Origin of the sequence: Klebsiella sp. DY2415 (genome assembly GCF_026314315.1) — a bacterium.
Lineage (GTDB): Bacteria > Pseudomonadota > Gammaproteobacteria > Enterobacterales > Enterobacteriaceae > Klebsiella > Klebsiella ornithinolytica.
This window is the reverse complement of record NZ_CP111115.1, coordinates 56730-72856: the sequence shown is the minus strand read 5'-3', so window position 1 is coordinate 72856 and position 16127 is coordinate 56730. Positions and strand designations below refer to the sequence as shown.

Sequence of the window (16127 nt, the reverse complement as noted above, 5' to 3'; positions counted from 1 at the left end):
TATGTTTCGTTTGACCCTGGTTTTTGTTGCGCTCCTGACCGCAGGCTGTGTTTCCCTCGATCCGGACTATAGCCGCCCGGCGGCGCCGGTTCCCGCGACGCTCCCTGGCGCTCACGGCGAAGCCACTGCGGTGGTCGGCAGCTGGCAGCAGGTTGTCAACGATGCGCGGCTGAAAAAAGTGGTCAGCATGGCGCTGACCAGCAACCGCGATCTGCAGAAAGCGATTGCCGACATTGAGGCCGCTCGGGCGCAGTATGGCGAAACTCGCGCATCGCTGTTCCCCACCGTTGACGCTGAACTTAGCCATACCCGCAGTAAAACCGTCGCCAGCGGCCTCACCTCATCCGCAGAGGCCGACGGTGCGGTTTCCAGCTTCGAGCTGGATCTGTTTGGTAAGAATCAGAGTTTATCGCGGGCGGCACGGGAGACCTGGCTTGCCAGCGAATACACCGCGCAGAATACGCGCCTGACGATGATTGCCGATCTGACCACCGCGTGGGTCACGCTCGCGGCGGATAACAGCAATCTGGCGCTGGCTCAGCAGACCCTGGCCAGCGCTGAGAACTCGCGCAAAATTGTCGCCCGCCAGATGGCGGTAGGCACCGCTTCCGCGGGCGACCTCAGCGATGCCGAAAGCGTTTACCAGCAGGCGCGTGCCAGCGTCGCCAGCTATCGCACCCAGGTGGCGCAGGACAAAAATGCGCTCAATTTACTGGCCGGTGAAACCGTCCCCGACAGTCTGCTGCCCGGCACCCTGGAAAGCCTCGGCGACCACAGCATTCGCCTGGTACCGGCCGGCGTATCCTCGTCGGTGCTGCTCCGCCGCCCGGATATTCAGGAGGCAGAGCATAATCTGAAGAGCGCCAATGCGGATATCGGCGCGGCGCGGGCCAACTTCTTCCCGACTATCTCTCTGACCGCCAGCGCTGGCGTGGGCAGCGATGCGCTCTCTTCCCTGTTCAGCCACGGAATGCAGGTGTGGTCGTTCGCCCCATCGATCAGTCTGCCGCTGTTTACCGGCGGCAGCAATCTGGCCCAGCTACGCTATGCGGAAGCGGAGAAAAAAGGACTGATCGCCACCTATGAGAAAAGCATTCAGAGCGCCTTCAAAGACGTGGCCGATGCGCTGGCGCGCCGGGAAACGCTGAGCGAACAGCTGGATGCCCAGCGGCAATATGTCGCCGCCGAGCAGACGTCGCTGGACATTGCGCTGAAGCGATATCAGACCGGCGTTGGCGATTATCTGTCGGTCCTGACCGCCCAGCGCACGCTGTGGTCGGCGCAGGCCACGTTAATTTCTCTGCAACAAACCGATTTGGAAAACCGCATCACGCTCTGGCAGTCGCTGGGAGGCGGTGCCAGCTAAATCAATATCAACCGGGCGGCAACGCCCGGTATGCTAAAGGAGTTTTTATGCCGCGCATCTCCCTCTCCTGGGCGTTAATTCTCGGTCTGTTAACCGCCATCGGCCCGCTGTGCACCGATTTCTATCTGCCCGCGCTGCCGGATATAACCCAGCAGCTGAACGCCAGCGGCACGCAAACCCAGCTCTCGCTGACCGCAGCGCTGATTGGCCTTGGTCTCGGTCAGCTGTTTTTTGGTCCACTGAGCGACCGCATCGGGCGCAAAAAACCGCTGGCGCTCTCGCTGCTGCTGTTTATTTTTTCGTCGGCGATGTGCGCCGCGACCTACGATATTCATATGCTGATCGGCTGGCGTTTTCTACAGGGCTTTGCCGGGGCTGGCGGTTCAGTGCTCTCCCGATCGATTGCTCGCGATAAATATCAGGGCACTCAGCTGACCCAGTTTTTCGCTCTGTTGATGACCGTCAACGGCATCGCCCCGGTGGTGTCGCCGGTGATTGGCGGCTACATCATTACCGCGTTCGACTGGCGAATTTTGTTCTGGACGATGGCCGCTATCGGCGGCGTACTGCTGCTCCTGAGCCTGACGGTACTGCGCGAAACGCTGCCGGGTAAAAGTCCGGCCGCGACACAGCAGCAAAGCGACGGTCCGGTGCTGAAAAACCGTCCCTTTATGCGCTACTGCCTGATTCAGGCCTTTATGATGGCCGGGCTGTTCTCATACATCGGCTCGTCGTCGTTCGTGATTCAGAGCGAGTACGGCATGACGGCCCTGCAGTTCAGTCTGCTGTTCGGCGTAAACGGCATTGGACTGATTATCGCCGCGCAGATCTTCTCCCGCCTCTCGCGCCGCTATAGCGCCGATACGCTGCTGCGCGGGGGACTGAGTCTGGCGGTGCTCTGCGCAGTCATCACCCTGCTTCTCGCCTGGCAACACCTGCCGCTGCCGGCGCTAATCGGCCTGTTCTTCACCGTGTCGTTCATGAGCGGGATCAGCACCGTTGCCGGATCAAAAGCGATGAGCGAGGTCAGCCGTGCGCAGTCGGGTACCGCCTCGGCACTGATGGGGACCCTGATGTTTGTCTGCGGCGGCATCGCCGCGCCGCTGGCCGGGCTCGGTGGTGAAACGATGTTGAAAATGAGCCTCGCGATGACCATCAGCTATCTGATCGCCCTGTTCTTCGGCCTGCAAAAAAACCACCCGACCCGTTAAGAACGAATGCAGTAATAAAATATTCCAATTCTATTACTGCATCGCTTCCCGACCTGCCTACAAATCTCTTATTATCCGTTGAGTGTTAATCGTGATAACCTTCACATGATTGGAATAATTAATTCCTTAGAATCTGGCTTAACTGTGATTGAAGAGGTTTGTGTATGAGTATCGACCTGAGCGCGCTGCTGACCGAGCGCCGCAATGCCAATAGCGCCAATATAGACACCCTGTCCACCGTCGAGATGCTGACGGTCATTAACCAGGAAGACCAGCAGGTGGCCCACGCGATCGCCCCCTATTTACCGCAAATCGCTCAGGTCGTAGATAAAGTGGCCGCGGCGATACAAGCCGGCGGACGCCTGATTTACATTGGCGCCGGGACCTCCGGTCGCCTGGGGATCCTCGATGCCAGCGAATGTCCACCGACTTTCGGTACCCGTCCGGAGCAGGTGGTCGGGGTGATTGCCGGTGGCCAAAAAGCGATTCTGAGCGCCGTCGAAAACGTCGAAGACAACAAAGCGCAGGGCGCCCTGGACCTGCAAAATCTTAACTTCAGCAACCGCGATGTGCTGGTTGGCCTGGCCGCCAGCGGACGTACGCCGTACGTCATTGGCGCCATGGAGTATGCCCACAGCCAGAACGCCTTTGTCGCCATCGTCAGCTGTAACCCACATGGTGAAATGGCCCGTCTGGCCGATGTGGCCATCACCCCGGTCGTGGGTCCGGAAGTGGTCACCGGGTCTACCCGTCTGAAGGCGGGAACCGCGCAGAAGCTGGTGCTGAACATGATCTCCACCGGCGCCATGATCCGGGTTGGTAAGGTTTACAGCAACCTGATGGTTGACGTTGAAGCGACCAACGCGAAGCTGATTGAGCGTCAGGTATCGATCGTTATGGAAGCAACCGACTGCGATCGCGCCACCGCGCAGGCCGCGCTGGACGCCTGCGGTCGCCACTGTAAAACCGCCATTGTTATGGTGCTGGCGAATCTGAGCGCTGCAGAAGCAAAATCCCTGCTGGCGCAAAATAACGGTTTTATCCGCAAAGCGCTGAGCAACACCTAAGCGCCGACAACCAGGTAACGTGCAATGGCAAAAATAAATAAAGAGATGATAGCGCGGATCCTTACGCATGTTGGCGGGGCCGGAAACGTCGCCCAGGCGGGGAACTGTATGACCCGCCTGCGTTTAACCCTACGTGACGAGCAGCTCGCCGATAGCGCCGCCATCCGCCAGATTGAAGGGGTGATGGGGGTTATCGTCAGCGATGAGCAGTTTCAGGTGGTGCTCGGCCCCGGTAAAGCGCAAACCGCCGCGGAAATGATGAACCTACTGCTGGAAGAGGCGCCGGCCGACGCGCCGTCTCTGGCGGCGGTGGCGGCAGAGAAAAAACAGGCGCTGAAAAGCAAGCAAACCAGCGGCGTGCAGAAGTTTCTTGCCAAATTCGCCACTATTTTTACCCCGCTGATTCCCGGTTTTATCGCCGTCGGCCTGCTGCTCGGCTTCGCGACGCTGGCAGAACAGATGTTCGTGCTGGAGAACGCCCATCCCAGCGCCTCGCTGGTAGCGCTAATCGGCTACATGAAAGTCTTCAGCAAGGGGATGTTCACCTTCCTGAGCATCCTGATTGGCTATAACGCGCAGAAAGCGTTTGGCGGTTCCGGAGTCAACGGCGCCATTATCGCGTCGCTGTTCGTCCTCGGCTATAACCCCGAAGCCACCAGCGGGTTCTTCTCCGGCATCACCACCTTCTTCGGTCACGGCATCGACCCGCGCGGCAACATTATCGGCGTGCTGATTGCCTCGATTCTCGGCGCGTGGGTGGAAAAGCAGGTACGCCGCGTGATGCCGGCCAACCTCGATATGATCCTGACCTCGGCAGTCACTCTGCTGATTATGGGCGCGGTGACCTTTACGGTGATTATGCCCATCGGCGGCTGGCTGTTTACCGGGATGTCGTGGCTGTTCCTCCATCTCAACGGCAACCCGTTTGGCTCCGCGGTGCTCGCCGGTCTGTTCCTGCTGGCGGTGATGTTCGGCGTCCATCAGGGCTTCGTACCAGTCTATTTTGCGCTGGTCGATGCGCAAGGATTTAACTCGCTGTTCCCGATTCTGGCGATGGCAGGGGCCGGGCAGGTCGGTGCCGCGCTGGCGCTGTACTGGCGGGCGAAGCACGGCTCGATGCTGCGGACCCAGATTAAAGGGGCGATCATTCCCGGCTTTCTCGGTATCGGCGAACCGCTGATTTATGGCGTAACCCTGCCACGCATGAAGCCGTTTATCACCGCCTGTATCGGCGGTGCCTGCGGCGGCTTTTTCCTCGGTCTGATCGCGTGGCTGGGCCTGCCGGCGGGGCTGAATACGGTCTTTGGCCCTTCTGGCCTCGTGGCACTACCGCTGATGACCTCCGCGAGCGGGATCTACGCCGGCATGGCGGTTTACGCCGCAGGTCTGGCGGTGGCCTATCTGTGCGGCTTCATCTGCACCTGGCTGTTCGGCAGCAAAAACGTCGATTTGAGCTAGCGCGCGGATCGGATATATCAGGGAGTACATTATTTAACCCGCCACATGGCGGGTTTATTTTTTTCCGTATAATCTACACGTGTTACTAACACCTGGAGATTCCCCATGCCAGCCGTAAAACACAATAAGCAGAATGTCAGCGTGACGCTGGATCCTATACTGGTCAAACAGGCTCGTGAGATCGGCATCAATCTTTCTCAAACGTTGACGAGCGCTCTAAAAAGCGAAATCCACAGCATCGAAATGGCACGCTGGCAAAAAGAAAATGCCAGGGCAATCGACTACCTCAATGATTTAACAGAGGAAAATGGACTTCTCTCTGACGAATACAGGACGTTTTAACGATACAGTATTACGTTTATAAAAATACCGGTCGAATTACTGTGTATCCTTATCTCCTTGATGTACAAAGTGACATTATTGGAATGCGCAATACCCGGGTCGTGATCCCACTATTCCCGCTGAGAAATTACAAAGGTCCGCGCGCCGATCGTTTAACACCGGTTGTCACCGTAGAAGGGGAAGAATACGTCGTGATGACTCACGAACTCGCCAGCATCCCACAACGCGTTCTGGGGGAAGAGGTTTGTCATCTCAATCACCAACGTGAAGTCGTTAAAGCATCAATAGATTTTCTTTTTGACGGGATTTAACTTCTCCTGCCACTAAGCCCCATGCAGTTTGCTGCCCGACTACCATTTCCTGCCCGTTGCTCCTCGCTGGCTCATGCTATGATGCGTCCTTTGCGCTATTTCATTCGAGGAAAAGATGGGCTCCAGCAAAAAAGGGATGCTGAACGTATTGATAGCCGCGGTGCTATGGGGCAGTTCCGGCGTTTGCGCACAGTACATTATGCAGCAAAGCCAGATGTCATCGCCGTTTCTGACCATGACGCGTCTGCTGTTCGCTGGCCTGATTCTCCTGATGCTCTCCTTTGTGCACGGCGACAAAATTTTCCGCGTCCTGCAAAACCGCAAAGATGCCTTCAGCCTGCTGTTCTTCTCGCTGTGTGGCGCGCTGACCGTGCAGTACACCTTCCTGATGACCATCGAGAAATCGAACGCCGCGACCGCGACGGTGCTGCAGTTCCTGTCGCCGACCATTATCGTCGCCTGGTTTGCGCTGGCCCGCAAAACACGACCGGGGCCGCTGGTGCTGGCCGCCATCGGGACATCGCTGGCAGGCACGTTCCTGCTGGTAACCCACGGCAATCCCACCACGTTGTCCATTTCGCCGTCGGCGCTGCTCTGGGGAGTGGCGTCAGCATTTGCCGCCGCGTTCTACACCACCTGGCCGTCAACGCTCATCGCCCGATACGGCACCCTGCCGATCGTCGGCTGGAGTATGCTGCTGGGAGGGGCAATGCTGCTGCCGTTCTACGGTGGCCAGGGTACCCACTTTGTCGTCAATGGCCGTCTGCTGCTGGCTTTCTTCTATCTGGTGGTGATCGGCACTTCGCTGACCTTCAGCCTCTATTTAAACGGGGCACAGAAAATTGGCGGCGCGAAAGCGGGGATTCTCAGCTGCGCCGAACCGCTGAGCAGCGCGCTGCTGTCGCTCATGCTACTGGGCATCACCTTTACGCTACCGGACTGGCTCGGTACTCTGCTGATTCTTTCCTCCGTGGTGCTGATCGCCGTGGATTCCCGACGCCGGGTTCGGGTAGCATAGATCTGATTTTAAACAACTTAACTTCCTGATAATTTGCGTGTTTCGCATCCTGCGCATATAGTTGACTGAAGCTACTATTTGAGGAGAAGCACCATGAAAGCGTGTTGGATATTGTGCCTGGTTACCACCCTCAGCGCGACGGCGGCCTGGGCCGAATCACCGCTGAAGAGCCTGCAGTTCGAGCAACAAAAGCAGCTGGTGTTGAAAGCGGTGAAAGAGAAATGCGCACCAAAAACGACCCTGAGCGATACCGATTTTGCCAATAAAATCCTCGCCTCTCAGGCAAATCAGGAATATGTCCGGGAAGCCACGCTGGCGAAAGAGCGAAATAACCAGAAGGGTTATCAGGCAGCCATCGATAAAATCAGCTGCCCGGAAACATAATCGCCTCAGCTTTGCCGCCAACGCTTTGCCGTCGAACGGTGCCAGCGCGGCGGCCCCCCTGAAAAGTGCACGCGGCAGGATTCAGGAAGGGCGCTCAGCGCTTCGGAATAATTAAATCACCGCGCAACATGCTGCCGCCGAGCATCTGGGTTTTTTCCGTCAGCCAGCTGACGATGCGCGCCGCCATGGCGTCCATCGAATACTCAATCGCCGGAATGGTCGGAATACCGGGCAGCTGTAACGATCCGGCCAGGCTGAATACCATGACTTTTTCCGGCACCGCCCGGTTGAACGCCAGCAGCTGCGGCACAATGTGCTGAGCCTGTTGCTCATCGGCAACCAGTAACGCATTGAAATTCAAGGTTGTCGCATTGTTCACCAGCTCCTGCACCGCCACCGACGGCGAGGTGCTGTCGAGGAATACCAGGTTGCGATTAAACGGCAGGAAATTTTTTTCCAGCGCATGTTTGTAGCCGAGCAAAACCTGGTCGGCAAAGCCGCTCCCTTCAGGATGAATTAACGCAATCTGTCGGCGCCCCTGGCTAATCAGGTAGTTACAGGCCGTTTCCGCCGCAAATGCGTGGTCAAACTGAATATTGTTCACCCCTTCGCTTTCCAGGCAGTCAATCAGCGCCACATCCGGCCGGTCAATATTTAATGGAAATCGCGCGCCGATAATCAACACATCATCACACAGGCCGCAGCTGAGCTCTTCGAGGGCGCTCATCACGCCGGCGCGCGTGTTGGCAAAGCGGAGCAGCAGATGCTTCTGATGCAGGCTCAGCTGTTTTTCCAGGGCATACAGATAGCTGGTCGTTTGATTAATATTATCCTGAGCACAAATCACGCCGATACAGCCGGTGCTCTGGCTAAGCAGCGACTGGGCTATCATATTGGGCCGGTAATTGAGTTCTTCTGCCGCCTGCAGTACCGCCTGACGGCTGGCCTCTTTGACTCCGCGCGAACCGCTCAATACCCGAGAGACAGTGGCTTTGGACACCCCTGCTAAACGTGATACATCATTGATTGTAGACATCATTATCCCCTGACAGGGCCCGTCCGATCCCTGTACATCCCCGGCCCTGAATCGCTTCAATTATAACCATCGCCAGTATATCCGTTTCCATTTTCATTTGGAAACCGATTTTCCGTTTCATGGAAAAACAGCGCCAAACCGGCCGAAATCTGTGAGCAAAATCCAATTAATTAGCGCTATAAGGAGAAGATCTTGACAGTCATCACAGTTCTGTTTTTTATGAATGGAAACCGGTTTCCGTCTGATATCAAATCATCCACGCAATAACTTTTTACATTTTGAGGATGAGTGTCGATGTTCAAGATTATGCTGTGCTGCTCTGCCGGGATGTCCACAAGTTTACTGGTCAGGAAGATGGTCGACGTGGCGAAAGAACGTAACCTGCCGGTGCAGATTGACGCCTACGGCGTTTCCGAATTTGACATGCAGTTTCCGCAGTACCAGGTGGTGCTTCTCGGCCCGCAGGTGAAATACATGTTGAAAACGTTGTCAGAAAAAGCCGCCTCCCTGAATATTCCGGTCCAGCCCATTAATGCCATGGACTACGGGATGCAACGGGGAGATAACGTCCTGGATTATGCGCTGTCGCTGATTAATCCGGCGCAATAAGAGGTGTGCAAATGAGCTCTCTGTATCAGTCCATGATTGCCGTGATCGAGCAATCTATTACTCCGCTGGCAGGACGCCTTGGGCAGCAGAAGTACGTTATCGCTATTCGCGATGGCTTCACTGCCGCATTGCCGTTTATGATCATCGGCTCTTTCATGCTGGTATTTATCTTTCCCCCCTTTTCACCGGACACCGCCAACGGTTTTGCCCGCGGCTGGCTGGATTTCTCGCAGCAGTACCGCGAACAGCTGATGCTGCCGTTCAACCTGAGCATGGGGGTGATGACCTTCTTTATCTCCGTCGGTATTGGCGCCAGCCTGGGACGCCAGTTTCAACTCGACCCGGTGATGTCCGGCCTGCTGGCATTTATGGCCTTTTTACTGGTGGCGGCCCCTTATGCTGACGGTAAAATCTCGACGCAGTACCTGTCAGGTCAGGGAATTTTCACCGCGCTGATTACCGCCATTTACTCCACCCGCGTCTACGCGTGGCTGAAACAGAACAACATCACCATTCGCCTGCCGAAAGAGGTGCCAACCGGCGTCGCCCGTTCGTTTGAAATTCTCATCCCGGTACTGGTGGTGATTGGTACCCTGCATCCGCTGAATCTGTTTATTGAAGCCCAGACCGGAATGATTCTGCCGCAGGCGATTATGCACCTGCTGGCACCGCTGGTCTCCGCTTCCGACTCCCTGCCCGCGATTCTGCTTTCCGTGCTGATGTGCCAGATTTTCTGGTTTGCCGGGATCCACGGCTCGCTGATTGTCACCGGCATTATGAACCCGTTCTGGATGGCAAACCTGTCGGCAAACCAGGCGGCTCTGGCAGCCGGTGCCGCCCTGCCGCACGTTTATCTGCAAGGTTTCTGGGACCACTATCTCCTGATTGGCGGCGTCGGGTCGACCTTACCGCTGGCGTTTCTGCTGCTGCGTAGCCGCGTGGCGCACCTGCGGACCATCGGCAAAATGGGCATCGTGCCGAGCTTCTTCAATATTAATGAGCCGATCCTGTTTGGCGCGCCGATCATTATGAACCCGATGATGTTTATCCCGTTCGTTTTCGTCCCGATGATCAACGCTATCCTGGCCTATGGCGCCACCCGTCTCGGCTGGCTGACACAGGTTGTCTCGCTGACGCCATGGACCACGCCAGCTCCTGTCGGCGCCTCATGGGCGGCTAACTGGACATTAAGTCCGGTCATCATGTGCCTCATTTGCATGGTGATGTCAGCGGTTATCTACCTGCCGTTCCTGCGCGCCTATGAACGCTCTTTAATGAAAACTGAAGTAGAAAAAGCAAAAAATAACGTACCGGTTGCCGAAACCGTTAGCCAGTAATCAGGGGAAATACCGCTGGCGGCCTGTTTTCCGTAAAATTTAAATAATAAAACATCACCATTCCCGGAATAATGCGAAAAAGGAATTTTCGCTATATTCTTTTAATAATAAAGTTAATCACCTCAGGTAATATTATGATTGATCTAGAAGAAGCGGTAATGGAAATTATCGTGAATGCGGGACAGTCACGCTCATTATGTTTTGAAGCGTTACATGCCGCCCGTAGCGGAAATATTAATGAAGCCAAATTACTCCTGAATGAAGCCGACGGCTATGCCCGCCGCGCACACCTGATGCAGACCCGGCTCATCGAGCAGGACGCCGGTGAGGCGCGCCAGCCAATGACGTTAATTATGGTGCACGCTCAGGATCATTTAATGAATTCACTGCTGGCGCGTGAATTTTCAGAAGAATTAATTCATTTATACCAGCGTTAATTTATATAAATACTTAACAACTGCGCCCGAAATAAATACACCAGCTAATCCTGGCGGGATGGCTATTATCTGAATATATCCGTCATATTTCAAGCTGCATGTGCGTTGGCTGCGCTCGCTTACCCGAATCACTGACCAAAGTAAGCTCATCGGGATTCACTCCCTTGCCGCCTTCCTGCAACTCGAACTATTTAGGATATATATGAATTATTAAAAGCGAGATAATTATGAAAACTGTAAAAATGCTGCCATTAGCAATGGCGGTCGTCGCCGCGCTGTGTCCAATTTCTGTACTTGCACAAGATTTTACTCAGGAACAAATTGACGCCATTGTGGCGAAAGCCGTCGATAAGGCGCTGGCGGATCGTCAGACTAAAATTGATGCCGCCGCCAATAAGAAAGTGGACGTCATGACCAACCCGCAAACCACCGCCGCTTCGCCGGATATGGCGATTCCGTTCGGTCTGAAGTTTAGCGGCTACGCCCGCTACGGCGCCCAGTTCCAGAGCGGCGATCAGAAGTTCGTTGGCGTCGATGGCTCCTATAACGGCGCCTCGGCGATTGGTCGTCTGGGTAACGAAGGCAACGGCGGCGAGTTCCAGATTACCAAAGCCTTTAAGAGCAGCCAGGGCGCCATCTGGGATATCAACGTGATGTTCGACCACTGGAGCGACGAAGTTAACCTCAAGAAGGCCTATGTTGGCGTCACCAACGTGCTGGCATCCAATCCCGGCGCCTATATCTGGGCCGGTCGTGACTTCCACCAGCGTCCACAGCAGGGGATCAACGACTACTTCTGGATGAACCACGACGGCCAGGGCGCCGGGGTGAAAAACTTCGATATCGGCGGCGTTCAGTTCGATGTCGCCGCGGTTTCGCAGGTCGAGTCCTGTAGTCCGGAAGTCATGGCCGATGAGTCTAACCCGTCGCGCATCACCTGTACCGGCGGCTCCGGCACCGGCGACGACGGTCACTATGCGCTGACCACCAAAACCCACAACATTAAGGCCGGCCCCATCGATGTCGAGGTCTACGCCAACTACGGCTTTGACTCCAAAGCGGTGGACAACGACGCGCAGATTGATGCCTGGCAGGGCGGCCTGCTGTTGAGCCACGCCAACAGCGACGACAGCGGCGTGAACAAAGTTATCCTGCGCTATTCCGATAACGCCGATAACAGCGTTTACAACAAAACGGACGGGTTGACCACCGTCTACGCCAGCTTCGAAGGTAACTATAAGTTCACCCGGCAGGCGCAGGTCGAATACCTGTTGGCCTTCCATGACTATGACAACAGCAAGGACAACACCGACAACCGCAAGAACTACGGCGCCATCGTCCGTCCGATGTACTTCTGGAACGATGTGCACTCCACCTGGCTGGAAGCGGGCTACCAGCGCGTTGATTACGATCAGGGCGGGGATAACCACGGCTGGAAGCTGACGCTGTCGCAGAACATCGCCATCGGGATGGGGCCGGAGTTCCGTCCGATGCTGCGCTTCTACGTCACCGGCGGTCAGGTCGATAATAACCATACCGCGAAGGTGAACGGCACCCGCGACGAGCAGCTGGACTCCCTGAACGTCGGCGGCATGTTTGAAGCGTGGTTCTGATGCCATAGCTTGCCCCGGAGGCGGCGTGTGACGCCAGTCCGCTTGACAAGGTACTTCCCCCCGGTAAGCGTCACGCTACCGGGGAAATCTTATCTCAGGCTCAATCGGCGAGCGATGCGCTCAAGCTTAATCATCAGCAGCAGCGTCACCCCCGCCAGCACGATGGTCAGCGCCGAGCCATCGGCAATATTCCCGCGATCGGTCAGACTGAAAATGGTGACCGGCAGCGTCGTCCAACCCGGCGGATAAATCATTACCGTTGCCCCCAGCTCCCCCATCGACAGCGACAAACTGAGCGCCAGCGCGGAGATCATCCACGGCGTCATCAGCGGTAACGTCACGTAGCGCAGGCGATACCACGGCGAAGCGCCCAGGCAAGAGGCGACATTTTCGATATCCGGCGAAATACGCGCCAGCCCGGTGGAGACGTTGCTAAAGGTAAATGCCGAAATCAGGACAAAGTGGGCCGCCAGTACAATCCAGAAAGTGCCATTCATCCTTAGCGGTCCCTGACTGAAAGCCACCAGAATCCCTAACCCCACCGACACGGAAGGAATCGCGCTGGGAAGATAAAACGCCAGACCAAGATATTTTTGTAGTCGGGCGCTGAACTGGCGCAGAGACAGCGCCGCCCACATGCCACACAGCAACGCGAACAAGCTGGCGCAAAACCCCACCACCAGGCTTGAGAACAGCGAATCCCAGGCCGCTCCGCGAAACGCATTCACAAAATGCCCGAAGGTAAATCCGGACGGCAGCAGGCCGTTCCACTGCTGACTCAGACTGGACATCAGGATCACCGACAGCGGCAGGAAGAAGAACCCGACAAACAACACCACCGCCAGCGTTCCCGCCGCCGCGCGACCTTTATGCGACCAAATTAACATCGTTAGCTCCTCACGCCGGTACGCGCAGCCGCCAGCCGGTAGAGCATAAACAGCCCCAGCGACAGCAGAATATTAATCAGCGCAATCATGCAGGCCACGCTGTAATCAGACTCAAGAATCGCCTTGCTGTAGACCATCATCGGCAGGGTGTTCACCCCTTTTGCACCGATAAACAGTACGATGCCGAACTCGTTCGTCGTTAACAGCAGACACAGACTGCCCCCCGCCATCAGCGCCGGCAGCGCCGCCGGGAAAATAACCTCAGCAATGACCCGCCACGGGTGGGCGCCGAGAATACTCGCCGCCTCCAGCTGACTTTTATCAATTTGCCGCAGTCCGGCCATCAGCGGACGCATGACCAGCGGCGTAAATACGGTGATTTCCGCCAGAATCACGCCCTGAATCGAATAGAGAAAATCCACCGGCGGCAGCGCAAAATCGAACAGCGACATCAGCGTGCCGTTCAGCAGGCCAGCCGAGCCATAAATAAAGGTGAAGGCGAGGGTGATAAGAAAGGTCGGCAGGGCGATAAAAGTATCAATCACCCGGCTAATCAGCTGGCTACCCGGGAACGGGATAAACACCAGAATCACCGCCATCAGGCTGCCCAGCACCAGACAGCCAAGCGTGGCAAAAACCGCAATTTGCAAAGTATTTAGCAAGGCGCCGATAAAGCGGCGGGACTCCATTACCTGCCAGAACGTCCCGAGGCTCAAATGGCCGCGGGTATCGCGCAACGCCTGTTCGGCGATCAGCAGCAGCGGGTAGAAAAACAGCGTCGCCAGCACCAGCAGCGGCAACAGGAGCCACAGGAAGGGACGCAGGTTCAGCAGCGGGCGCGACAGCGTTAACGTCTGCGACATCATTACACCTCAATCAGGACCGCATCGTTGGGTTCAAAGTAGAGCGCCAGCTTATCGCCCGCGCGCGGCAGCGGATTAACATGCGTCATTACGATACGCACCGATTCGCCGGCCACGTCGCACAGCAGATGGGTCAAATCCCCCTGCCAGTGTACTGACGTCAGCGTGGCATAAAGCCGGTTGCTGGCCGCCGAGCGCGGCGCCAGGCTCATATGTTGCGGGCGAATGCACAGCAGCTTGTTATTACCATGCTGTCCGCCCTGGCTGAAAGCCTGAACCAACCCGCCGCCGCAGCTGGCGCTGACCAGCCCTGGGCCGGAGGTATCCGTCAGCGCCGTGGCCTGCAGAATATTGGCGCGGCCGAGGAATTCGGCACTGAAGCGGTTAGGCGGATAATGGTAAAGCCGATGCGTTTCTCCATGCGCAATCATTGACCCGTCTTTCATAATGCCAATCTTATCCGCCAGGGTCAGCGCTTCGGTCTGATCGTGGGTGACATAAAGAATGGTTAGCTCCGGTAGCTCGCGATGCAGACGGGCTATTTCTTCCACCATGTTGTGGCGAATTTGCGCATCCAGCGCCGAGAGCGGCTCATCGAGCAGCAGCACCCGCGGGCGAACGGCAATGGCTCGCGCAATGGCGACGCGCTGCTGCTGGCCGCCGGAGAGCTGGTGCGGGTAGCGCGTGGCGTACTCGGCCATGCCCACAATTTTCAACGCTTCGGTCACCCGTTCACCGATCGACGCTTTCGGCTGCTTTTGTGCCCGCAGACCGAAGGCGACGTTATCCTCGACCTTCATATGCGGAAACAGAGCGTAGTTTTGTACCACCATGGCAAGACCGCGCTTGTAAGGCGGCAGCCCGGTCACATCCGTATCACCAATCAAAATGCGTCCACCCGCCGGCTGTACAAACCCGGCAATGGCCCGCAGTACCGTGGTTTTTCCGGATCCAGAGGGGCCAATCAGCGCCAGCACTTCGCCCGGCTCAATGGTCAGCGACAGCGGTTTTAGTACCACGTTCCCGTGGTACGCAACGCGCAGAGAATCGAGGGTTATCCCCGAAGTCCCCGTCATTGACGGGGAGTGGGAGGCAGTCGTTTTCATCAACATCAGGCTTACTCGCTGTCGGTCACTTTATGCCAGCGGGCAATATCCGCCGATAGCGATACGGCAACATCGTCCCAGTTCGGTTCCCAGCTTGTCACGCCGTCGAGCGCCGCTTTTGCCGCCCGATAGTTACTGTCGGTTGGCGTCACATCGCTACGCACCGGCAGGCCCCAGGAGAGCGCGCTGACGCTGCTTTGCGCCTGCTTATCAAGCAGGAAGTTAATCAGCTTTTTACCGTTTTCACTCTGCGGCCCGTTCTGGACCAGACCAATGGTATACGGCAGGGCCAGCGCGCTGCGCTCGCCCTTATCGTCCGCCGGCCAGAAGATTTTCACATTCGGGTTTCGCGCAATTTGCGACAGGTTCATCTGCAGGTCGCCGTTCGCCACAAACAGTTCACCTTTATTCACTAACGCGGTCAGCTTGCCGGTAGAGGCGGACGGGCCGACGTTATTGGCCTGCAGTTTCCCGAGATAGGCAAACCCGGCCTCTTTGCCGCCGAGGCTGTGAAAGGCCTGCAGCATTACCGCAGTACCGTCACCGGCCTGGCCCGGCGTCGAGTACTGCAATTTGTTTTTGTAGCGACTGTCCAGCAGTTCCTGCCAGCTGGCCGGGGCGGTTTTCAGCAGTTGGCTGTTGTAGATAAAAGTCAGGTAGTTATTCACCAGCGGCGAGTAACGGGCATTGGCGCCGGGAATGTGTTCGCTGCCCTGCGGCGTAAACTCAGCCAACAGATTTTCTTTGCTGGCACGCTGGATAAACGGCGGAACGGTTACCAGCACGTCGGCCTGCGGGTTGGTACGCTCCTTCGCCAGCCGCTCAACGATTGCGCCAGAGCCGCCTTCCACATACTGCACTTTGATGCCCGTCGCTTTGGTAAAGGCGTCGAACTGGTTCTGATACCAGCTGTTATCGCCGTCATGCAGGCCATCAGCGGAATAAACGGTGACCACCCCATCGGCCCAAACCGGGGAACTGGTCAGCGCGAAAACGGACAGCAGAGCAAGTCGGGAAAGTTTCATCGTGTAAGCCTCATCGGATGGTGATTTTAAATGGTCTATACCAGATTGATTGTCACG

At 56.6% G+C, this 16127-nt stretch carries 17 protein-coding genes; 12 read left to right on the top strand and 5 right to left on the bottom strand.

Annotated features, from left to right (window positions below; translation table 11 throughout):
• The first annotated feature begins 1 nt into the window (after position 1).
• The 8 genes from OQV00_RS00340 to OQV00_RS00305 all read left to right on the top strand — a co-directional run bounded on the left by OQV00_RS00340 (position 2) and on the right by OQV00_RS00305 (position 7157).
• Entirely contained in the window at positions 2 to 1366 is a 1365-nt protein-coding gene (locus OQV00_RS00340) for an efflux transporter outer membrane subunit (RefSeq protein ID WP_004869053.1), read from the top strand.
• Between the two features lie 47 nt (positions 1367 to 1413).
• Entirely contained in the window at positions 1414 to 2577 is a 1164-nt protein-coding gene (locus OQV00_RS00335) for a multidrug effflux MFS transporter (RefSeq protein WP_004869055.1), read from the top strand.
• Positions 2578 to 2741: 164 nt separating this feature from the next.
• Positions 2742 to 3644, top strand: a complete 903-nt coding sequence (gene murQ, locus OQV00_RS00330) for an N-acetylmuramic acid 6-phosphate etherase (RefSeq protein ID WP_064359684.1) — start codon at positions 2742 to 2744, stop codon at positions 3642 to 3644.
• A gap of 24 nt (positions 3645 to 3668) precedes the next feature.
• The gene (gene murP / locus OQV00_RS00325; protein ID WP_266279658.1) at positions 3669 to 5102 is read left to right on the top strand and encodes a PTS N-acetylmuramic acid transporter subunit IIBC; all 1434 of its coding nucleotides are present in this window, start codon (positions 3669 to 3671) and stop codon (positions 5100 to 5102) included.
• 105 nt (positions 5103 to 5207) lie between these two features.
• Positions 5208 to 5444 (top strand): type II toxin-antitoxin system CcdA family antitoxin, encoded by a 237-nt coding sequence (locus OQV00_RS00320; protein WP_004869059.1) that lies wholly within the window; start codon positions 5208 to 5210, stop codon positions 5442 to 5444.
• Between the two features lie 2 nt (positions 5445 to 5446).
• Positions 5447 to 5755 (top strand): CcdB family protein, encoded by a 309-nt coding sequence (locus OQV00_RS00315; protein ID WP_048025274.1) that lies wholly within the window; start codon positions 5447 to 5449, stop codon positions 5753 to 5755.
• A gap of 115 nt (positions 5756 to 5870) precedes the next feature.
• Positions 5871 to 6773, top strand: a complete 903-nt coding sequence (locus OQV00_RS00310) for an EamA family transporter (protein ID WP_015585496.1) — start codon at positions 5871 to 5873, stop codon at positions 6771 to 6773.
• 93 nt (positions 6774 to 6866) lie between these two features.
• Positions 6867 to 7157, top strand: coding sequence for a YicS family protein (locus OQV00_RS00305; RefSeq protein ID WP_004869061.1), 291 nt, complete (start codon positions 6867 to 6869; stop codon positions 7155 to 7157).
• Between the two features lie 94 nt (positions 7158 to 7251).
• On the opposite strand, the gene OQV00_RS00300 is transcribed toward OQV00_RS00305, so the two are convergent.
• A complete protein-coding gene (locus OQV00_RS00300) occupies positions 7252 to 8193 on the bottom strand; it encodes a LacI family DNA-binding transcriptional regulator (RefSeq protein WP_015585487.1) in 942 nt (313 codons plus the stop codon).
• A gap of 294 nt (positions 8194 to 8487) precedes the next feature.
• On the opposite strand from OQV00_RS00300, the gene OQV00_RS00295 reads away from it, so the two are divergent.
• The 4 genes from OQV00_RS00295 to OQV00_RS00280 all read left to right on the top strand — a co-directional run bounded on the left by OQV00_RS00295 (position 8488) and on the right by OQV00_RS00280 (position 12189).
• Positions 8488 to 8802: a PTS sugar transporter subunit IIB gene (locus OQV00_RS00295; RefSeq protein WP_004869063.1), complete on the top strand. Its 315-nt coding sequence runs from the start codon at positions 8488 to 8490 to the stop codon at positions 8800 to 8802.
• An 11-nt stretch (positions 8803 to 8813) separates the two neighbouring features.
• On the top strand, positions 8814 to 10139 hold the full coding sequence (locus OQV00_RS00290; RefSeq protein WP_266279656.1) for a PTS sugar transporter subunit IIC: 1326 nt from the start codon (positions 8814 to 8816) through the stop codon (positions 10137 to 10139).
• 134 nt (positions 10140 to 10273) lie between these two features.
• A complete protein-coding gene (locus OQV00_RS00285) occupies positions 10274 to 10576 on the top strand; it encodes a PTS lactose/cellobiose transporter subunit IIA (protein WP_015585486.1) in 303 nt (100 codons plus the stop codon).
• Between the two features lie 227 nt (positions 10577 to 10803).
• Positions 10804 to 12189, top strand: a complete 1386-nt coding sequence (locus tag OQV00_RS00280; protein ID WP_004869066.1) for a carbohydrate porin — start codon at positions 10804 to 10806, stop codon at positions 12187 to 12189.
• An 89-nt stretch (positions 12190 to 12278) separates the two neighbouring features.
• Here the strand turns inward: OQV00_RS00280 and phnV are convergent, their stop codons facing one another.
• The 4 genes from phnV to phnS are packed head-to-tail and all read right to left on the bottom strand — an operon-like array spanning position 12279 to position 16070.
• Positions 12279 to 13076 carry a 2-aminoethylphosphonate ABC transport system, membrane component PhnV gene (phnV, locus tag OQV00_RS00275; protein ID WP_015585484.1) on the bottom strand — a complete coding sequence of 266 codons (798 nt, stop codon included), beginning with the start codon at positions 13074 to 13076 and terminating at the stop codon, positions 12279 to 12281.
• Positions 13077 to 13078: 2 nt separating this feature from the next.
• Positions 13079 to 13939, bottom strand: coding sequence for a 2-aminoethylphosphonate ABC transporter permease subunit (gene phnU / locus OQV00_RS00270; protein WP_123629312.1), 861 nt, complete (start codon positions 13937 to 13939; stop codon positions 13079 to 13081).
• 2 nt (positions 13940 to 13941) lie between these two features.
• A complete protein-coding gene (gene phnT / locus OQV00_RS00265) occupies positions 13942 to 15051 on the bottom strand; it encodes a 2-aminoethylphosphonate ABC transport system ATP-binding subunit PhnT (RefSeq protein WP_004869069.1) in 1110 nt (369 codons plus the stop codon).
• A 5-nt stretch (positions 15052 to 15056) separates the two neighbouring features.
• Positions 15057 to 16070, bottom strand: coding sequence for a 2-aminoethylphosphonate ABC transporter substrate-binding protein (phnS, locus tag OQV00_RS00260; protein WP_015585482.1), 1014 nt, complete (start codon positions 16068 to 16070; stop codon positions 15057 to 15059).
• Positions 16071 to 16127: the final 57 nt, after the last annotated feature.

Bases quoted from the DNA above. Each gene is read 5' to 3' on its own strand.
- phnU (WP_123629312.1), bottom strand. From the start codon at position 13,939: ATGTCGCAGACGTTAACGCTGTCGCGCCCGCTGCTGAACCTGCGTCCC.
- phnS (WP_015585482.1), bottom strand. From the start codon at position 16,070: ATGAAACTTTCCCGACTTGCTCTGCTGTCCGTTTTCGCGCTGACCAGT.
- OQV00_RS00280 (WP_004869066.1), top strand. From the start codon at position 10,804: ATGAAAACTGTAAAAATGCTGCCATTAGCAATGGCGGTCGTCGCCGCG.
- murP (WP_266279658.1), top strand. From the start codon at position 3,669: ATGGCAAAAATAAATAAAGAGATGATAGCGCGGATCCTTACGCATGTT.
- OQV00_RS00340 (WP_004869053.1), top strand. From the start codon at position 2: ATGTTTCGTTTGACCCTGGTTTTTGTTGCGCTCCTGACCGCAGGCTGT.
- OQV00_RS00305 (WP_004869061.1), top strand. From the start codon at position 6,867: ATGAAAGCGTGTTGGATATTGTGCCTGGTTACCACCCTCAGCGCGACG.
- OQV00_RS00320 (WP_004869059.1), top strand. From the start codon at position 5,208: ATGCCAGCCGTAAAACACAATAAGCAGAATGTCAGCGTGACGCTGGAT.
- OQV00_RS00300 (WP_015585487.1), bottom strand. From the start codon at position 8,193: ATGTCTACAATCAATGATGTATCACGTTTAGCAGGGGTGTCCAAAGCC.
- OQV00_RS00295 (WP_004869063.1), top strand. From the start codon at position 8,488: ATGTTCAAGATTATGCTGTGCTGCTCTGCCGGGATGTCCACAAGTTTA.
- OQV00_RS00335 (WP_004869055.1), top strand. From the start codon at position 1,414: ATGCCGCGCATCTCCCTCTCCTGGGCGTTAATTCTCGGTCTGTTAACC.
- phnT (WP_004869069.1), bottom strand. From the start codon at position 15,051: ATGTTGATGAAAACGACTGCCTCCCACTCCCCGTCAATGACGGGGACT.
- murQ (WP_064359684.1), top strand. From the start codon at position 2,742: ATGAGTATCGACCTGAGCGCGCTGCTGACCGAGCGCCGCAATGCCAAT.
- phnV (WP_015585484.1), bottom strand. From the start codon at position 13,076: ATGTTAATTTGGTCGCATAAAGGTCGCGCGGCGGCGGGAACGCTGGCG.
- OQV00_RS00290 (WP_266279656.1), top strand. From the start codon at position 8,814: ATGAGCTCTCTGTATCAGTCCATGATTGCCGTGATCGAGCAATCTATT.
- OQV00_RS00285 (WP_015585486.1), top strand. From the start codon at position 10,274: ATGATTGATCTAGAAGAAGCGGTAATGGAAATTATCGTGAATGCGGGA.
- OQV00_RS00310 (WP_015585496.1), top strand. From the start codon at position 5,871: ATGGGCTCCAGCAAAAAAGGGATGCTGAACGTATTGATAGCCGCGGTG.